The sequence below is a fragment of the Enterococcus sp. DIV0436a genome, assembly GCF_051711605.1.
In the GTDB taxonomy this organism is placed as follows: domain Bacteria; phylum Bacillota; class Bacilli; order Lactobacillales; family Enterococcaceae; genus Enterococcus_B; species Enterococcus_B faecium.
In genome coordinates, this window is record NZ_JBIONA010000001.1 from 15,032 (window position 1) to 32,087 (window position 17,056).

Sequence of the window (17,056 nt, forward strand, 5' to 3'; positions counted from 1 at the left end):
ACATGTCATCTGTAGTAGTAGTAGGTACGCAATGGGGCGATGAAGGGAAAGGAAAAATCACAGACTTTCTCAGTGAAAATGCTGAAGTGATTGCACGGTACCAAGGTGGCGACAATGCAGGGCACACAATTAAGTTTAACGGTGTGACTTATAAACTGCATTTGATTCCTTCTGGGATTTTTTATAAAGACAAGATCAGTGTGATCGGAAACGGCGTTGTAGTCAATCCTAAATCATTGGTTAAAGAATTAGCTTATTTACATGAAAAAGGTGTAGAAACAAGTAATTTGCGTATTTCTGACCGCGCGCACGTAATCTTGCCTTATCATATCAAATTGGACCAATTACAAGAAGATGCTAAGGGCGAAAACAAGATTGGTACAACGATTAAAGGAATCGGACCTGCCTATATGGATAAAGCAGCTCGTGTAGGTATCCGTATTGCAGACTTATTAGATAAAGAAATTTTTGAAGAACGTCTTCGTTTGAATCTAGATGACAAAAACCGTCAATTTGTAAAAATGTTTGATTCAGAACCACTTGATTTTGACGATATTTTTGAAGAATATTATGAATACGGACAACAAATCAAACAATACGTCACAGATACTTCCGTTATCTTGAATGATGCCTTGGATGCAGGCAAACGCGTGTTGTTTGAAGGCGCACAAGGTGTAATGCTGGATATCGACCAGGGAACTTATCCTTTTGTTACTTCTTCTAACCCAGTAGCCGGTGGGGTAACAATCGGAAGCGGTGTAGGGCCTTCAAAAATCAATAAAGTTGTCGGCGTCTGCAAAGCCTATACGTCACGTGTCGGTGATGGACCATTTCCAACTGAATTATTTGATGAAACAGGAGAACAAATCCGCGAAGTAGGACGAGAATACGGTACGACAACTGGTCGTCCGCGTCGTGTAGGCTGGTTTGATTCTGTAGTTATGCGCCATTCTAAACGAGTTTCAGGTATTACCAACCTATCTTTAAACTCGATCGATGTATTAAGTGGATTGGAAACAGTAAAAATTTGTACGGCTTATGAATTAGATGGCGAACTAATCTACCACTATCCAGCAAGCTTGAAAGAGTTGAACCGCTGCAAACCAATCTATGAAGAATTGCCAGGCTGGTCAGAAGACATTACAGGATGCAAAACACTAGCAGAACTGCCAGAAAACGCACGTAACTATGTACGTCGTATCTCAGAGCTTGTTGGTGTACGTATCTCAACATTTTCTGTCGGACCTGATAGAACACAAACAAACATCTTAGAAAGCGTCTGGGCGCAAATCTAAGGATAAAAACGACGACTGAATCAGGACGTTCTTACCAGAGCGAGTCGAAGTGTTTATCTATACGATAATAATAACTTGAAGAGGTAGTGAAAGAGACGTTTAGCCTTATTGCCGATAGGCTGTCTCTTGAACACTGTTTATTCAGAAAAAGGGACTGTGACAAAAACCGTGTCACAGTCCCTTTTTCCGAACAAACGGTGTTCAAAAGCTTGCATCTACGGCACTAAGCCCAATCAGATGAAAAATATGGAGTGCTATTTTTATCTGATTGTTCTTACTGCTTGATGCAGAGCAGCTTTTTCACAACCTCTCCACTAAACGGTGTTCTCCTGCCAACTCCTCGGTCACAAGTCACAATATTCAACAAACATGAGAAGCTGTTTTTTGAAATTGTTCCTTGTGACTCGGAGCTAAACGGCAGGCTCACAACCTCTGATTCACGGTGTTCCAGAAGTAGCTTCTACGGAAATAAGCCGAAATTTCACAAAAATTTGAGAAGCAATTTTCGTAAATTCCTTCTTATTTCTTGAAGCTGACCACTTCTGTCACAACCTCTTATTTTGATTAGAACTTGCGAAAATAAACCGGTTAAAGTGTGTCTAGCGCAAGAGATTTGCTATAATAGACGATAAGGGTAAAATGTAACGAGAAGGGGTTGAAAAATGTGTATCAAATTGTAACAGATTCTTGTTGTGATCTGCCATACCATGTATTAGCAAAAGAAAAAGTTGATTTTTTATCAATGAATCTCCAATTGAATGATCAAGAGTTAGTAGATGACCTCGGAAAGACATTCAATTATGACCGCTACATGAATCAGCTGAAAAATGGTGCGATGCCTACGACATCACAAATCAATGTTGGCCGATATTTAGAATTTTTCCGTTCTTATGCGGAAAAACAGATTCCTGTTTTATATGTGGCTTTTTCCAGTGGATTAAGCGGCTCTTACAGTAGTGCGCTTCAAGCGGTTGAATTGCTGAAGGAAGAATATGAAGACCCTGAGATCTATGTTTTTGATACAAAAGCTGCAAGTATTGGGGAAGGGCTTTTAGTATTGGAAGCTGTAAGATTGAAAAAAGAAGGTAAAGGCATCGAAGAAACCCTAGAGTGGCTGGAAAGTAATTATTTGAAAGTCCATTCATGGGTAACAGTAGACGATCTGAAATATCTAGAACGAGGCGGTAGGATTTCCAAAGCAAGTGCTACTCTTGGCAGTCTATTGAGTGTAAAGCCTATTATTACGGTGGATAAAGAAGGAAGGCTGACGAATGTTGACAAAGTTCGAGGAAGAAACAAGTCGATCCAGACAATCGTCAATGAGACGGTAAAAACAATCGTTGCACCACTTGATCAAATCGTTTATGTGGCTTACGCTGGGGATCTAGAGAGCGCGGAGAAGGCAAAACGGCTTTTGGAAGAGCAGATAAAGATGAAAGATGTGAAGCTTTATCCCTTAGGACCAACGATCGCCAGTCACACAGGCTATGGCTGTATCGCGATTTTTTCGATGGGAATCAGTCGATAAAAGCAGTAACTCATTCTGTAAAAAAGCCCAGAAATTGATTGTAACAAAAACAGCGACTCTTAAAAGATAGATGAGCATCCTATCTCTTAGAGGTCGCTGTTTTTTTATTTTTTAAGCTAAATAGGCCATTATGCCCATAACTCGTTCAATTGTTTTTGAATATCTGCATTTTCCAAAAATTCATCATATGTCGTATCAGCTCGATCGATCACACCTTTATCCGAAACGGCAATGATGCGGTTTGCCAATGTTTGGATAAATTGATGGTCATGTGACGCAAATAAGATTGAGCCAGTAAATGCCATCAAGCCGTCATTCAATGCTGTGATTGATTCTAAGTCTAAATGGTTCGTTGGATCATCTAATACAAGTACGTTAGCTTTCGAAAGCATCATTTTTGAAAGCATGCAACGGACTTTCTCTCCACCAGATAAAACATTCACTGGTTTCAATACTTCTTCACCAGAAAACAACATTCTTCCTAAGAAGCTTCTTAAGAAGGTGTTATCATCTTCTTCTTTACTTGCATATTGACGCAACCAGTCTAAAATTGTTAGATCAGTATCGAATTCTTTCGTTGTATCCTTTGGTAAATAAGAATTACTTGTTGTCACACCCCAACGTACTGTTCCAGTATCTGGCGTAATTTCACCCATGATAACTTTGAATAGCGTTGTTGTTGTTATATCATTTTCTGCGACGAAAGCGACCTTGTCTTCTTTGCTCAAATTAAAAGATATATCATCTAAAATTTTCTTTCCATCAATCGTTACACTTACATTTTCTACCTGCAATAAGTCGTTTCCAATCTCACGTTCAGGTTTGAATCCAACGAATGGATAACGTCTAGAAGAAGGTTGGATATCGTCTAAAGTAATTTTTTCAAGCATTTTTTTACGTGAAGTTGCTTGTTTTGATTTTGATGCATTCGCACTAAAGCGGGCAATAAATTCTTGGAGTTCTTTGATTTGTTCTTCTTTTTTGGCATTTGCGTTTGCTTGAAGTTTAGCCGCTAGTTGACTAGATTCCAACCAAAAATCATAATTTCCTACATAAAGTTTGATTTTACCAAAATCTAGATCCGCCATATGTGTACATACTTTGTTCAAAAAGTGACGGTCATGGGATACAACGATCACAGTATTTTCAAAATTGATCAAAAATTCTTCCAGCCAATTGATCGATTGGATATCCAGACCGTTTGTTGGTTCGTCTAGCAAAAGAACATCAGGTTTACCAAATAGTGTTTGTGCTAATAACACTTTTACCTTTTGTCCACCAGTTAATTCACTCATTTGCTGATGGTGCAATTCTTCAGGGATGTTCAGACCTTGCAGTAAAACAGCTGCTTCTGGTTCAGCTTCCCATCCATTAAGCTCAGCAAATTCTCCTTCTAATTCAGCTGCTCGAATACCATCTTCGTCAGTGAAATCCTCTTTCATGTAAATCGCATCTTTTTCTTTCATCACTTCATACAGACGCTTGTGTCCCATGATGACTGTTTCAAGTACAGTATAGTCTTCATAGTCGTAATGGTTCTGCTTCAATACGGCCATCCGTTCATCTGGTCCCATAGTAACGGAACCTGTGGAAGGCTGCAGATCCCCTGATAACACTTTAAGGAACGTTGATTTACCTGCACCATTTGCACCAATCAAGCCATAGCAGTTTCCGGGGGTAAATTTAATATTCACATCATCAAATAGTTTGCGGTCTGAAAAGTGCAAACTCACATCATTTACAGTAATCAATTTTTTTCCTCACTTTTATCATTATTAGTTTTGACAAGTCTTATAGAATTATATAGGGGAAAGGTAAAAGATTCAAGGCAATCGAACATTCTTTGTGTTTCACGTGAAACAGAATGAAAAAAATAAAAATAAAAGAGGAGCGAAAATAGCTACTATAGGATTTATTAGTTTGCAACAGCATAATTTTTGACGTTATTTATAAGAGGGAGTACTATAAAACTGTAAAAGAAATGAAAGAAGGATTGAAAATGGATGAAAAAAGAACTACCGACTGGGGCTCATTGATTTTAGGGATTTTATTTGTACTTGTCTCATTGTTATCATTTCAAGACCCTGTCGGAAATTTAGTTGCAATTGTAGTAGTCTTTGCGATTTTTGCTTTTATTAAAGGGATATTTGAACTGTTTGTACGTAACAGATTAAAAGAGCTAACAGGATATAAAGGAAAAATGCCCTTAATAATCGGGATCATCGATATTCTAGTTGGCGTCTTTTTCTTATTTAATATTGGTGCAGGAGTCGCAGCATTGCCTTTTGTTTTTGCAGTATGGTTTATTGCTGATTCAGTTTTAGCGTTATTTACTGCTGACTTGGCAAGAGGAGTAAGTGAAGGATATTATTGGTTTACGATCATCGTCAATATTTTAGGAATTTTATTAGGAATTTTCTTATTGTTTAATCCAATTTCTTCTGCGTTGACATTAAGCTTTTTAGTTGGATTCTATTTTATGTTATTTGGTATCACACATATCGTCTATGCATTTAGATAAGTAAAATCAAACAAATAAAAAAGCCGGCTTCCGATTACAGTTTTACTGTTGTAATTGGAAGCTGGCTTTTTTATCATGGACAAATATGCACGAGGTGATTTTTAGGTGACGAGACAAATTTATGCAAAAATGTGAGAAGCTATATACACAAATTTTATCTTAATACTCGAAGCATAGCGCAGTTGTCACAACCTCTTTTCATATAATTCATTCAATACTGGCAAATCATGGACTTCATATTTTTCTTTGAATGCTTGGATTTCTTCTTCAGAATATTTTCTTGGATCTAAATGCAGATCTTCTACTGGCAATGGGCGCTTGTTATTGATCTTCACATCGATTACTACAGGACGATCTGATTTTGCAGCTGCATCAAAGGCAAATCGAAGTTGCGAGTATTCTGTGACTGTAAAGCTATTTGCCCCGAGCGCTTCTCCAACTTTACCGAAATCTGCATCTTCTAAAAATACACCAAATTTCTTTTGTTCCGTATCTTCTTGTTCTGCTTCGATGAAACCAAAAGAATCATTCGAAAAGACAACATTAATAATTGGAAGCTGATATTTGACTTGTGTAATGATATCTTGCATGACCATAGCAAATCCGCCATCACCACTTAAGGTAAATACTTGTTTTTCTGGGTAGCTTAGTTGTGCGGCAATTCCTCCTGGCACACCATTACCCATAGTTGCGAACCATCCAGATGTCGTATGTTTTTGTTTACCGTTCATATTCAATAAACGAATAGAATGGATAGTCGTGTTACCGACATCTGTGACGAAAATCGCATCGTCTTCAGCAATACGATTGATTTCTTTATAGACAGCCTCTGGACGAATCGGTTCTTCCTCTCGATCTTCAAAAGATTTCAACCAATTTACCCATTTTTCTTTATTTTCTTGATTTGCTAGGTACCAGCTATCAGCAGGGCGAGCATCCCCTAACTCGACAAGTCTTTGCAAAGCTGTGTTTGCATCACCGAGGATCGACAAAGATGTTTCATGGCGTCGTCCAAATTTTGACGCATCGATATCGATTTGGATAAATTCAGCAGTTGGATTAAAAAATGCACGTCCAAATGGGAAGTCGCTACCGACAAATAAGATCAGATCGGCTTCTGCCAATGCTTCATTTCCGGGTTTAGTAGCGACACGTCCAGCAAAACCAAGAAAGTTTTCATAATCATCAGGAATAATTCCTTTTGCTAGAACGGAAGCGACAATAGGAACTGAAAAATGTTCTGAGAATTCTTTGATTTGCGGAAATCCGTTTCGCGTTCCTTGACCAACATAAAGAACTGGTTTTTTTGCTTTTTCAAGATAAGGCAAAGCAGCTAGCAAATCTTTTTCTTCTGGTAATATCACACTTGTTTTGTGAGTGTGAGCGGTGGAGAAAGGTTGTTCGTCAATTTCTTCAAAACCAAGATCAACAGGGATAGTCACGATAGCCACGCCTTTATGCTCATAGGCGGCTTTAATGGCTTCATCTACTACATGCGGAAGACTTTGTGGTGTCATGACTGTAAGATTGTATACGCTGACATCTGCGAAAATAGGATTTTCATTTAGTTCCTGGAAAGAGTTATAGTTCATGGATGTAGAAGCAACTTGTCCTAAGAACGCTACTAGAGACACATGGTCCATCTGTGCATCATACAAACCATTGATCAAATGTGTCGCACCAGGTCCTGCAGAGCCGAAGACAGCGCCGACTTTCCCCGTTAATTTTGCATCTGCAGCGGCTGCGAGTGCGCCGACTTCTTCATGACGAACTTGAATGTAGTTGATTTCGGTTTTTTCTTGATATAGCGCATCCATAATTGAATTGAAAGATCCTCCGGGAATGCCATAAATATGGTCGATACCCCAGCTTTCAAGAACTTTTACCATTGCGATTCCTGCATTGATTTTTGACATGGTGTTTCACTCCTTTAGCAATGATGATACATAAATTTTTTGTAACTAGAGTATAGAACTTTTTATCGAAAATCCCAACTAATTCGTCTTTTCACAAAAATGTAGTCATGTTTTTGGGAATATGCTAGAGTAGTACATAGATAGATTCAAGAGAGGGGAATGGCATGGTTGAATGGCTATTGAGACTTGAACCTTGGCAGCAAGCACTTGCTGGGACAGCTTTTACTTATTTTATGACAGCTCTTGGTGCCGGGTTGGTTTTTTTCTTTAAAGAAATTAAAAAAGAAGTGCTAAACTTGATGTTAGGATTTGCTTCTGGTGTCATGATTGCTGCAAGTTTTTGGTCTTTGTTAGATCCGGCTATTACAAAAGCAGAAGAAAATGGAGATATTGCTTGGCTAGTTGTAAGTATTGGGTTTGGTTTAGGCGGTGTGTTTTTATATATGGCAGATAAAACACTGCCCCATATGCATTTTGGACCACAACATGAAGCAGAAGGATTGCCTACCCATTTAAAACGAACGATCTTGCTTGTTTTTTCTATTACATTGCATAACATTCCTGAAGGTTTAGCCGTGGGGGTAGCATTCGGTGCAGCAGCAACTGCGGATAATCCGACAGCCGCTATATTAGCCGCTGTTTCGGTGGCGCTAGGTATTGGTATCCAAAACTTCCCAGAAGGAGCAGCTGTATCAATCCCGTTGCGACAAGAAGGTCTGAGTCGTAAAAAGGCCTTTGTTTACGGACAAGCTTCTGGAATCGTTGAACCAATTGCTGGAGTGATTGGAGCGCTACTAGTAACGAAAGTGGAGCTGCTGCTTCCTTATGCACTTGCTTTTGCCGCAGGAGCAATGATTTATGTCGTGGTGGAAGAATTGATCCCCGAAGCACAGCAGACATTGTCCAGCAAACGTCATTTTGCAGTTTTTGGCGTCATGAGTGGATTTATCATTATGATGATTTTGGATGTGGCATTAGGATAAATAAAAAAAATATATATGATATATCAAATAGGGTCGCGAACTTATATCGCGACCCTATTTTTTTAGTAAGTTATATCATAATGAAGTGAATGGTATCATACATTAATAATAGTTTTTTCTATGTGTATTTCCTTTGATCCAGCGAACAAGCCAGATGATAAGTGCGATTGGGATTAGAACTTTGACCGCAAACCATAAAAGCCCGCTTAGGACACTGACAAAAAGACTGATGACGAAGCTAGCTGCAATTAGCACTAAAAGAACCATGAAGATATTTAAGAACATATTTTTTTGACGCATACAAAACCCTCCTCTTGTTCATTCTTTACTATAGAAAAAGTATAACAGGGATTGTTTAAAAACACCTCCAACTGAAGACTGATTTTTACTTCATCTACTTAAATGATCAAACAATTGCTTTTTCTCTGGTTTATCATCTAAAATAGAGCGGAAAAGGAGGAGAATATCATGCCTAAAAATCGTCTTGAAGCATTTACAGATGCTGTAATCGCGATTATCATGACTATTTTAGTTTTAGAACTTCACGAACCTAACGGAGATACGTGGGAGGCGCTCGCTGCATTAGGTTACCGATTTTTTATCTATATTGTCAGTTTTATCATTTTAGCGATTTATTGGAACAATCATCATCATTTATTTCAAGTTGTACATAAGATAAATGGACGGGTCTTATGGGCGAACAGTTTCTTTGTTTTTGCGCTTTCGCTTTTTCCGTTTGCAACTTCATGGATCAGTGAGTACATCAATAGCCTGGCTCCAGAAATGACTTATGGTTTTGTTACCTTGACCGCTAATATTGCGTATTATATCTTGGCAAAAGAACTTGTCAAAGCAAATAAAGGCCACGAGAAAGCATTGAAGGCGATGTTGAATAATTACAAGAAATCGTATTTATCGATTGGCTTGAATGTGTTAGGAATTGTCTTAGGGTATTTAGTAGCGCCAGTAGCCGTGCTGATCGCAAACATCGTGATTCTAGCTGCTTGGATCATCCCAAGTCGTACCATCGAATCACAATATCGGTAAAATGATCCATGTTTAAAATTTAAGAGAAAAATATAGAAAAAATAAATAAACGATCAAATATCCGAGTGATACTAGTATTCAAAGAGGGATGCAGATGGATCAAAAAAGAATTCATGTAGGACTGATTACTAGTTTTGTCACGATGCTTATTTATTTGGATCAAGGTCAATTGACTTGGACAGTAGTTGGTGTCGTAGGATTTTTGACATTATTCACAGCAATAAAAAAATAAACATCTTTATGTAATATGATGTTCTATCTATTTAAGAAAAGCATGTTTACAGCAGTATGATTCTGTTGTAAACGTGTTTTTATTTGTGGAAAATTTAATTTTTAGAAAAGTGTATCGAAAAATAGATAGTTAGTTTTTCCACAGTGGATAACTTCGTAAGAGATAAAAATAAAAAACTAGTCAAAGAAGGGCGTATAGATTTCTTTTGATAGGAGATATACAACAGAAATGAATAAATATTAACGTTTTTTCAAACAGTATAAAACGGTGTGGTTTTTGGAATAAAAAAATAACGTATCTCATTTTATGCTTTTGTTATTTTATACTTAAAAAATAACGACACAGAAAATACCGTGTCTCAGATTTCTCTACTACTTCTAAAAACTACTGTTTTTTTCCTTTGAAATGCCTTCAAAAAGTAGGATCAGGCAGAATATACTGGCAGAATCAAGGAAAAGGGAGCCTAAATAAGGAGAAAAACCATAGAAAATGTAAAGTAATTACTTATAAAACAAGCTTTTTATAGAAAAATAATATACCTGAGCAGGGTATAAATTAAGACGGAATTCCTTTCTAGATTGAGATATTGACTAGGAAGAATGTTAAGCCTTTAAGCTAAAAAACCCTTTTTGTTAAATAAGGGGAATATAGCCTGTCAGTTTCAAACTGCAAGTCGTCCTGCTGCAATAATATAGTAGATTAGAGATGAAAATAGATTTTTTTAAACCAATGACTGAATAAAAAGACCGTCATAGATACACATTGGAATGTGTCTATTACGGTCTTTTTTTACGAACGATTTTATTGAAGACGGACAGTTCGGGTCAAAAATAAAAAAGCTACGATCAGAAATAAGAATAAAATGTATCCCAAAATAATGGCTAGACGGTCTAACTTATTTGTCGATAGATGTTTGTTTAGAAGCTGATAGGCCCATAAACCTATCAGTCCTCCTGTTGTATTAGTTATCAAATCAGTGATGTCCGCTACTCCAATACCGAATAGGAATTGAATCAATTCTGCCAAGAAGCTTACAAGGAAAATAATCCCTAATTTTTTAGAAAAAGAAAGTCTCTTGAAATTGACATTCAAAAGCACCCCAAAAGGAAAAAAGACAATCAAGTTATAAGTGGTCTCGCGTAATACCGTTGTATTTTCAAAAGAAAAAGTAGAAAAAGGGACGAGATTGACATTGCTGTAAGAATAAGTGAGGAATTGTGGAAGATTAAATGATAGCTTGAATAAAATCAACCATAATAAAAAGAATAAATAAATTCCTAATAAAAATTTTGATACATACCGCATAGACATCTCCTCCATTTAAAAAGTATACCATCGAAAACCGCTGAAAAATCATAAAAAAGTATGAAGTTTAAGGACCAGCGTAGTTATCGTACGAAAATTAAAAGCTTTTTTTGTTGGGAATCCGGTTTCTTTAACAAAGCTAAGATAGCGAGTTGCTTGGAAAAGTTGCTATCTTTTTTTTGTTAAAACGACTCGGAATGTTCGTTCTTTGTTTTGACTTTTCCAAGCCTTTTTCTTCTTGACACTAATTTTATGAAAAATCAAGAAATAGTTGTTATACTAGGTAATGCTGACAAACGGGATTGGCATTTCATTTTGATTCAGCTTTTTTTCCAATTACTAGGAAGGAGGGATAGATTGTTCAAGACTTATTTTCGTTTCAATAAAATACAAGATAATCCTTTTCGTATCATGAACCTGATGCTACTTATCTTTATTGTATTATGGTTAGGTTACATAAATCATGATTTTTTGATTTCAAGTTTTTCATCATTAGGGATCTTTACTTTTTTCTATTATCAAAACATACCGATGAAATATTTGCTGAAACGTATGTTTCTGATCGGTTGCGGACTGTTGGTTGCTTTCGTTTTGGGGATCTTATCGACTTATGTTTTATGGCTTGAACCATTTGCCGTAGCTTTGGTTGCTTTTTCCAGCAGATTCGTGTTGCGATTATTCCATATTTCTAAACCAGGTGGCTTGTTTTTTGCGATGCTTTCTGCCATGGGAACGAGTATGCAGCTGCCGATCGTCCAATTACCAATCGTCTCACTTTATTTTTTTATGGGCGTCGTTTTTGCACTGATTGCGGCAGTGATTACAAAATTACTGGATTCACGGCCTGAGCAGACAATTGAAAAAGCAACTTTAAAAGAAAGATTTCACGAAGAGCCTTTAGTGATCATTGATTCTGTTTTCTACAGCGCTGCCTTATTTCTTTCCGTTTATGTCAGTCACGGCTTGAATCTGCATAATCCTTATTGGTTGACCTTGTCATGTGCATCGATTTTGCTAGCAGAAAACTTGGATGCGATGAAGCATCGACAAGTCCAATATCTGATTGGATCGATGGGTGGGTTATGTGTGTCGGCATTCTTGTCATTTGTGCCGTTTACGCAGTTGCAGACCATTTTTCTGATCACTTTTCTATATGGAATCGCACAATTTCTAGTTGCTAGAAATTATGCAGTTGCTAATATTTTTCTTAATCCGATGGCGTTGATGCTATCTACACTTATTCGTGGAGCATACTTGATTTCTTTGATCGAATATCGTTTTTTAGGGATCGTCATAGGAAGTTTCATCGGTTTAGGTGTTGCGTGGGTAATGACGGTTGGTTTGCAACATTATTTAACGGTTGTTCGTCAAAAATTAGAATAGAAGGACAAATATATGTGCCAAAAGAGGTTATGACAAGATTTTTGTCACAACCTCTAATTCAAGGTGTTCAAAAGCCAGATTCTCAGCATTAAGTCAAATTCACACAAAAATGTGGAAAGGAACTTTCAAAAAAATTTTATATTTATTCTATCAAAAAATTTTGTTTATGATGGTAACTGAATAAACTTTCCTGAGATGGTCAATGCTTTCCTTGAAAGTCTTACAGATATTCTTTCTTCATAGAAAGTTTAAGTTTTATAGTTAGTGTACAATAAAAGTATGTTTATACCATATGGTGTCCGGATAATCAGTCATTTAAACAATGAGGTTCAAAGATATGAAAAGGGGAAATTTGATGAAGAAAATAAGCAATGAAATCCAAATTCTGGCAGAAACTTTAACTCTTCCCAAAGTCGTTATAGAGCAAATGATTGTACAAGCAAAAAACATCCTTGATGAGGTGTTTGAGCAATATAGTCATGAACTAATGGATCCTAATAAAGCAAAGGCGACTGCAAAGAAAATAGACAAAGTCTATGAAGAGGAACCTTTTGCAGCATTAGCTATTTATCTATATGCAGCTTCTCAAAGTTGGAAAAAAATTTATCAACCATTGAAGATTCCAAGAACTATCTATTTGGCAACAATGAATGCTTTTACTAGATTTATTCATGAACATTTCCAAGTAACAGGAAGCTATCGCTTTGACCGTGGTTTTTGGATTTGGCATTACACTAGTGGCTTGATCTTTCGGATTGGTGAATTGGAGTACGAAATGACATATTTTCCGAAAGGGTACACGGATCTAAGATTAGAAGGAAAGCAGTGCCTTTCTCTTCATATTCCTTCCGATGCAGATTTATCTCAGAATAAGATAAGAGATAGTTACGAAAGTGCCATTCGTTTTTTTGAACTTTATTTTCCTGATTACCATTACCAAGTGATGTACACAGATACTTGGTTACTATCACCCAATCTTACTAAATGGTTGAAAAAAGAGTCAAAAATCTGTCTTTTTGCAGCCGATTATCGATTATTATCAGTTGATGAACAGGACGATAGTGGAGTCCCTTGGATCTTTGGACGAGTAGATGCCCAAATACATGATTATCCAGAAAGTACGAGTTTACAGCGACAAGCAAAAGAGCAATTGCTTGCAGGCGAGCACATTGGCTCTGGCTTAGGTATTCTCACTTCATAAGTTTAGTACTTCGAAATAGTTTAAAAGAGCGTGAGACAAAAGTAAAGAACACTTTTGTCTCACGCTCTAAACACGTATAAACGGTGGAAGCAGAAGCAACTCCTTCGGAAATAAGCTGAAATTCACAAAAATTTGAAAAGCAATTTTCGTGAATTTCTTCTTATTTCTTGGAGTTAAACGCTTCTGTCCCAGCCTCTTTTTTAGTGTTCTATCGAACACAGTACGTTCAATAGGTAAACTAGCTATAACAATAGATATTAAAGTTAACGGACAAGAGGGCCTTTTTTAGGTAGCTAAAACGTAATAATGAAAATTTATTTCCAGAGATAGGAGTCAATCAGCTAGTCTGATCGACTGTTTTAACAAGTTGACTTTCATTTTAACTTTTGATACCATTTAAAACACAAATCGTAATTGTTTCGATTTGTGTTTTTTAGCATGACTACAATCAAAGAAGAAAGTGGGTCGTCCATATGGAAAAAACAGATATCTCAAGTGCATACCGCCGCTTGAAAAGTCCAAATATCAAAACACGAAAACGTGCGCTGAAGATCATCAAAGATGTGAAACGGAATAGTGGGAAAAGGTAAGAAGAAGGAAACTTAATTAAAAAAATAGCCGAAAAACGTTTTTCGGCTATTTTCAATAATCGGTTTTTGTGTAAGGTTTCCGAAAGAACTGCTGTTGATTTTCCATTTTTAACATATGATAAATTGGTAGAATCTTTCTTTTCAAATTGATACCATTCCCTAATTCCAGTTATATAGTTAACTACAGAACCACAAAGCACGTACGTTTATAAAAGTATTATCTGTAGTTATTTTTCAATTCCCTTTCAACCTCTTATTTTGACCAGTAGTATTGATCACTTTACCTTTTAACACCTTTGTTCGTTTTTGAAACATTTTTAGTCAAGAATGGAAACGTAACTACATAATCAAAGGTTTTGCGAAATATTTCATGAAATATTTCATGAAATATTTCATGTAGAAGCGAGCAATACGGTTGCAAATAACCATTATCGTTTAATAAGCAGTTACGAAAGCTCCCAATATCTCTAACGTTCAGCTCACTCCATTTCTTTTCTTCAAAAAAATCAGTGATTCGTATCTCTTTCTATTTGTCGAAAAAGTTAACTTTAAAAAGTAACGCCGAAAAAAGATAAAGTCCGTATAATTGTGTAAAAGTAAAAAGGCCATATAACAGTCCTTTTACGGTACAATGTTTTTAACGACAAAAACATACCCAGGAGGACTTTTACATGACCCAAGTACATTTTACACTGAAAAGCGAAGAGATTCAAAGCATTATTGAATATTCTGTAAAGGATGACGTTTCTAAAAATATTTTAACAACGGTATTTAATCAACTAATGGAAAATCAACGAACAGAATATATTCAAGCAAAAGAATATGAACGAACAGAAAACCGACAAAGTCAACGAAATGGCTATTATGAGCGCAGCTTTACGACACGTGTAGGCACGCTAGAATTAAAAGTACCCAGAACACGTGATGGCCATTTTTCACCCACAGTGTTTGAACGTTATCAACGAAACGAAAAAGCCCTCATGGCTTCAATGTTGGAAATGTATGTATCAGGCGTTTCAACTCGTAAAGTATCAAAAATTGTGGAAGAACTTTGTGGTAAATCCGTCTCTAAGTCCTTCGTTTCTAGCTTAACAGAACAGCTAGAACCTATGGTTAACGAGTGGCAGAATCGTTTATTATCAGAAAAAAATTATCCTTACTTAATGACCGATGTACTCTATATAAAAGTACGAGAAGAAAATCGAGTACTCTCAAAAAGCTGTCATATAGCGATTGGAATAACCAAAGATGGCGACCGTGAAATTATCGGCTTCATGATTCAAAGTGGCGAAAGCGAAGAGACCTGGACAACATTTTTTGAATACCTAAAAGAACGCGGTTTACAAGGTACGGAACTCGTTATTTCTGATGCGCACAAAGGATTAGTCTCTGCCATTAGAAAATCCTTCACCAACGTAAGTTGGCAAAGATGCCAAGTTCACTTCCTAAGAAATATCTTTACCACCATTCCTAAAAAAAATTCAAAATCTTTCAGAGAAGCTGTTAAAGGAATTTTTAAGTTCACAGATATTAACTTAGCGCGTGAGGCTAAAAATCGATTGATTCATGATTATATCGATCAACCAAAATATTCAAAAGCTTGCGCATCATTGGATGATGGATTCGAAGACGCCTTTCAATATACCGTACAAGGAAATTCCCACAATCGACTAAAGAGTACCAATCTAATTGAACGACTGAATCAAGAAGTACGCAGAAGAGAAAAGATTATTCGCATCTTCCCCAATCAAACATCAGCCAATCGCTTAATTGGAGCCGTTCTTATGGACCTACATGATGAATGGATTTATTCTTCAAGAAAATACATCAATTTTGATAAGTAGAAATGGTAAAAACATTGTATAGCATTTTACACAGGAGTCTGGACTTGACTCGAAAAAATATGCAAAAAAATAAAAAAGCAGTTACTATTGCTAGAATAACATCAAGGAATAATAAGTTTTGGTTTTCAGATAATAGTCGATAAGTTGTGTATTGGAATTTTAGATACAGTAATAAAGTATTTTTCATGAAATTTTGTGAGAATCACTATTACAAGTATCTTTAATAAAATTAATGGTTAAGGAGGAACTTAAAGTAGAATGTAAATGAATAGTTGTAGTCAGTCGATTGTGATACTAGACTCAAAGTTGCAGGAATAAGTTTTTCAATTTGTGATTGGAAGATAAAAAATGAAAAAGAAGGGCTTTTTTTTATACTTTGTTGATTGTAGTGTTTATTTTCCCTCTGTTTAGCCAAGTAACATTTTCTATGACTCAACCAGTTTCAAGTGAGGAACATGATAACCTTTTTCGTGCTACAGAAGAGTTTAAGAAATATCAGGAAAATATTGTTCCGGAGACTCCATTAGCTAGTGAGCCAATTACTGATATTGATGGAAACCAAATAGGATGGTATATACAGTACGAAGTTATGGTGGTAAATAATGACTCAATAGTAAAAAATACAGTAGGCTTAGAGCTAACACCGATTGAAAAGGTGAGTTCATTGTTAACGTATATTTATACTGATGAAAGTGACGAGACTGAGATCATTTTAACGGATTACTCAAAAATTGCTACTGATAAAAAGTATATATTGTGGATGTAGACACTAGTGAAATACTTTATGATATAGAAATTGATGAAAATTTACTAGATGTAGCACAAGAAATCGATCATCAAAAGCAGGAAGCTATTCGATATGCTGGTAGAAAAGGGAAAAGAAAATATTTATTACGTGAATGTAGCAAAAGTTAGAGAAGATGAAAATGAGTGGAAAGAATTCAAGAGTCGCTACTCAATTAACTCGACTCCGACATTTACAGTTTACAGAGAAGGATCGATAGAAAAAACTGTTTTTTGGACTAAAGAAAGTGGAATGTCTTTAGCTGAAGTAGAAGAGTTTTTGGATTATGTTAGTATGCAACAGTAAGGGAGTTCTTATTATGAAAAATTTTGACACATATTATGTTATTGTTTTTTCGATATCTTTGCTGTTAATATTACTAACTTTAATGCAGTATAAAGAGTATCCAGAGTATTTTATTTTAACT

16 protein-coding genes are annotated in these 17,056 nt (G+C 36.2%); 12 read left to right on the forward strand and 4 right to left on the reverse strand.

From position 1 onward, the window contains the following. Window positions 1-2: 2 nt before the first annotated feature. Complete coding sequence (locus IGL15_RS00065; protein ID WP_002288375.1) at window positions 3-1,295, forward strand: adenylosuccinate synthase; 1,293 nt, start codon at window positions 3-5, stop codon at window positions 1,293-1,295. A gap of 664 nt (window positions 1,296-1,959) precedes the next feature. Next, a complete protein-coding gene (locus IGL15_RS00070) occupies window positions 1,960-2,823 on the forward strand; it encodes a DegV family protein (protein WP_002297799.1) in 864 nt (287 codons plus the stop codon). Window positions 2,824-2,951: 128 nt separating this feature from the next. Here the strand turns inward: IGL15_RS00070 and IGL15_RS00075 are convergent, their stop codons facing one another. Next, the gene (locus IGL15_RS00075; RefSeq protein WP_002297801.1) at window positions 2,952-4,574 is read right to left on the reverse strand and encodes an ABC-F family ATP-binding cassette domain-containing protein; all 1,623 of its coding nucleotides are present in this window, start codon (window positions 4,572-4,574) and stop codon (window positions 2,952-2,954) included. 248 nt (window positions 4,575-4,822) lie between these two features. Here IGL15_RS00075 and IGL15_RS00080 point away from each other — a divergent pair, with 248 nt between their 5' ends. After that, window positions 4,823-5,344, forward strand: a complete 522-nt coding sequence (locus IGL15_RS00080) for an HdeD family acid-resistance protein (protein ID WP_002324269.1) — start codon at window positions 4,823-4,825, stop codon at window positions 5,342-5,344. A 185-nt stretch (window positions 5,345-5,529) separates the two neighbouring features. Here the strand turns inward: IGL15_RS00080 and spxB are convergent, their stop codons facing one another. Beyond that, the gene (gene spxB / locus IGL15_RS00085) at window positions 5,530-7,260 is read right to left on the reverse strand and encodes a pyruvate oxidase (RefSeq protein WP_104765590.1); all 1,731 of its coding nucleotides are present in this window, start codon (window positions 7,258-7,260) and stop codon (window positions 5,530-5,532) included. A gap of 164 nt (window positions 7,261-7,424) precedes the next feature. On the opposite strand from spxB, the gene IGL15_RS00090 reads away from it, so the two are divergent. After that, complete coding sequence (locus IGL15_RS00090; protein ID WP_002294342.1) at window positions 7,425-8,243, forward strand: ZIP family metal transporter; 819 nt, start codon at window positions 7,425-7,427, stop codon at window positions 8,241-8,243. A 102-nt stretch (window positions 8,244-8,345) separates the two neighbouring features. On the opposite strand, the gene IGL15_RS00095 is transcribed toward IGL15_RS00090, so the two are convergent. After that, complete coding sequence (locus IGL15_RS00095) at window positions 8,346-8,543, reverse strand: hypothetical protein (protein WP_002294340.1); 198 nt, start codon at window positions 8,541-8,543, stop codon at window positions 8,346-8,348. A 168-nt stretch (window positions 8,544-8,711) separates the two neighbouring features. Here IGL15_RS00095 and IGL15_RS00100 point away from each other — a divergent pair, with 168 nt between their 5' ends. Together IGL15_RS00100 and IGL15_RS00105 are read left to right on the forward strand one after the other, a co-directional pair. Beyond that, window positions 8,712-9,290, forward strand: coding sequence for a TMEM175 family protein (locus IGL15_RS00100; protein ID WP_002288651.1), 579 nt, complete (start codon window positions 8,712-8,714; stop codon window positions 9,288-9,290). Between the two features lie 94 nt (window positions 9,291-9,384). Beyond that, complete coding sequence (locus IGL15_RS00105) at window positions 9,385-9,522, forward strand: hypothetical protein (protein ID WP_181045231.1); 138 nt, start codon at window positions 9,385-9,387, stop codon at window positions 9,520-9,522. Between the two features lie 801 nt (window positions 9,523-10,323). Here the strand turns inward: IGL15_RS00105 and IGL15_RS00110 are convergent. After that, window positions 10,324-10,827 carry a VanZ family protein gene (locus IGL15_RS00110; RefSeq protein WP_002288650.1) on the reverse strand — a complete coding sequence of 168 codons (504 nt, stop codon included), beginning with the start codon at window positions 10,825-10,827 and terminating at the stop codon, window positions 10,324-10,326. Window positions 10,828-11,184: 357 nt separating this feature from the next. Between IGL15_RS00110 and IGL15_RS00115 the strand changes: the two genes are divergently transcribed. From IGL15_RS00115 to IGL15_RS00140, 6 genes are all read left to right on the forward strand, one after another. Next, window positions 11,185-12,210 (forward strand): FUSC family protein, encoded by a 1,026-nt coding sequence (locus IGL15_RS00115; RefSeq protein WP_002325951.1) that lies wholly within the window; start codon window positions 11,185-11,187, stop codon window positions 12,208-12,210. A gap of 322 nt (window positions 12,211-12,532) precedes the next feature. Beyond that, a complete protein-coding gene (locus IGL15_RS00120; protein WP_002321472.1) occupies window positions 12,533-13,411 on the forward strand; it encodes an acyltransferase domain-containing protein in 879 nt (292 codons plus the stop codon). Window positions 13,412-13,884: 473 nt separating this feature from the next. Continuing rightward, the gene (locus tag IGL15_RS00125; RefSeq protein ID WP_002288644.1) at window positions 13,885-14,001 is read left to right on the forward strand and encodes a putative metal homeostasis protein; all 117 of its coding nucleotides are present in this window, start codon (window positions 13,885-13,887) and stop codon (window positions 13,999-14,001) included. Between the two features lie 671 nt (window positions 14,002-14,672). Beyond that, window positions 14,673-15,845: an IS256-like element IS256 family transposase gene (locus IGL15_RS00130; protein ID WP_000195429.1), complete on the forward strand. Its 1,173-nt coding sequence runs from the start codon at window positions 14,673-14,675 to the stop codon at window positions 15,843-15,845. Between the two features lie 427 nt (window positions 15,846-16,272). Continuing rightward, window positions 16,273-16,611, forward strand: a complete 339-nt coding sequence (locus tag IGL15_RS00135) for a hypothetical protein (RefSeq protein WP_002288643.1) — start codon at window positions 16,273-16,275, stop codon at window positions 16,609-16,611. A 93-nt stretch (window positions 16,612-16,704) separates the two neighbouring features. Then, the gene (locus tag IGL15_RS00140) at window positions 16,705-16,935 is read left to right on the forward strand and encodes a DUF6568 family protein (RefSeq protein ID WP_002288642.1); all 231 of its coding nucleotides are present in this window, start codon (window positions 16,705-16,707) and stop codon (window positions 16,933-16,935) included. The last annotated feature ends 121 nt before the right edge of the window (window positions 16,936-17,056 follow it).

Coding starts and splice junctions, on each gene's coding strand:
- IGL15_RS00140 (WP_002288642.1), top strand. CDS start 16,705: ATGCTGGTAGAAAAGGGAAAAGAAAATATTTATTACGTGAATGTAGCA.
- IGL15_RS00095 (WP_002294340.1), bottom strand. CDS start 8,543: ATGCGTCAAAAAAATATGTTCTTAAATATCTTCATGGTTCTTTTAGTG.
- IGL15_RS00100 (WP_002288651.1), top strand. CDS start 8,712: ATGCCTAAAAATCGTCTTGAAGCATTTACAGATGCTGTAATCGCGATT.
- IGL15_RS00080 (WP_002324269.1), top strand. CDS start 4,823: ATGGATGAAAAAAGAACTACCGACTGGGGCTCATTGATTTTAGGGATT.
- IGL15_RS00065 (WP_002288375.1), top strand. CDS start 3: ATGTCATCTGTAGTAGTAGTAGGTACGCAATGGGGCGATGAAGGGAAA.
- IGL15_RS00120 (WP_002321472.1), top strand. CDS start 12,533: ATGAGGTTCAAAGATATGAAAAGGGGAAATTTGATGAAGAAAATAAGC.
- IGL15_RS00125 (WP_002288644.1), top strand. CDS start 13,885: ATGGAAAAAACAGATATCTCAAGTGCATACCGCCGCTTGAAAAGTCCA.
- IGL15_RS00105 (WP_181045231.1), top strand. CDS start 9,385: ATGGATCAAAAAAGAATTCATGTAGGACTGATTACTAGTTTTGTCACG.
- IGL15_RS00090 (WP_002294342.1), top strand. CDS start 7,425: ATGGTTGAATGGCTATTGAGACTTGAACCTTGGCAGCAAGCACTTGCT.
- IGL15_RS00130 (WP_000195429.1), top strand. CDS start 14,673: ATGACCCAAGTACATTTTACACTGAAAAGCGAAGAGATTCAAAGCATT.
- IGL15_RS00135 (WP_002288643.1), top strand. CDS start 16,273: ATGACTCAACCAGTTTCAAGTGAGGAACATGATAACCTTTTTCGTGCT.
- IGL15_RS00110 (WP_002288650.1), bottom strand. CDS start 10,827: ATGCGGTATGTATCAAAATTTTTATTAGGAATTTATTTATTCTTTTTA.
- spxB (WP_104765590.1), bottom strand. CDS start 7,260: ATGTCAAAAATCAATGCAGGAATCGCAATGGTAAAAGTTCTTGAAAGC.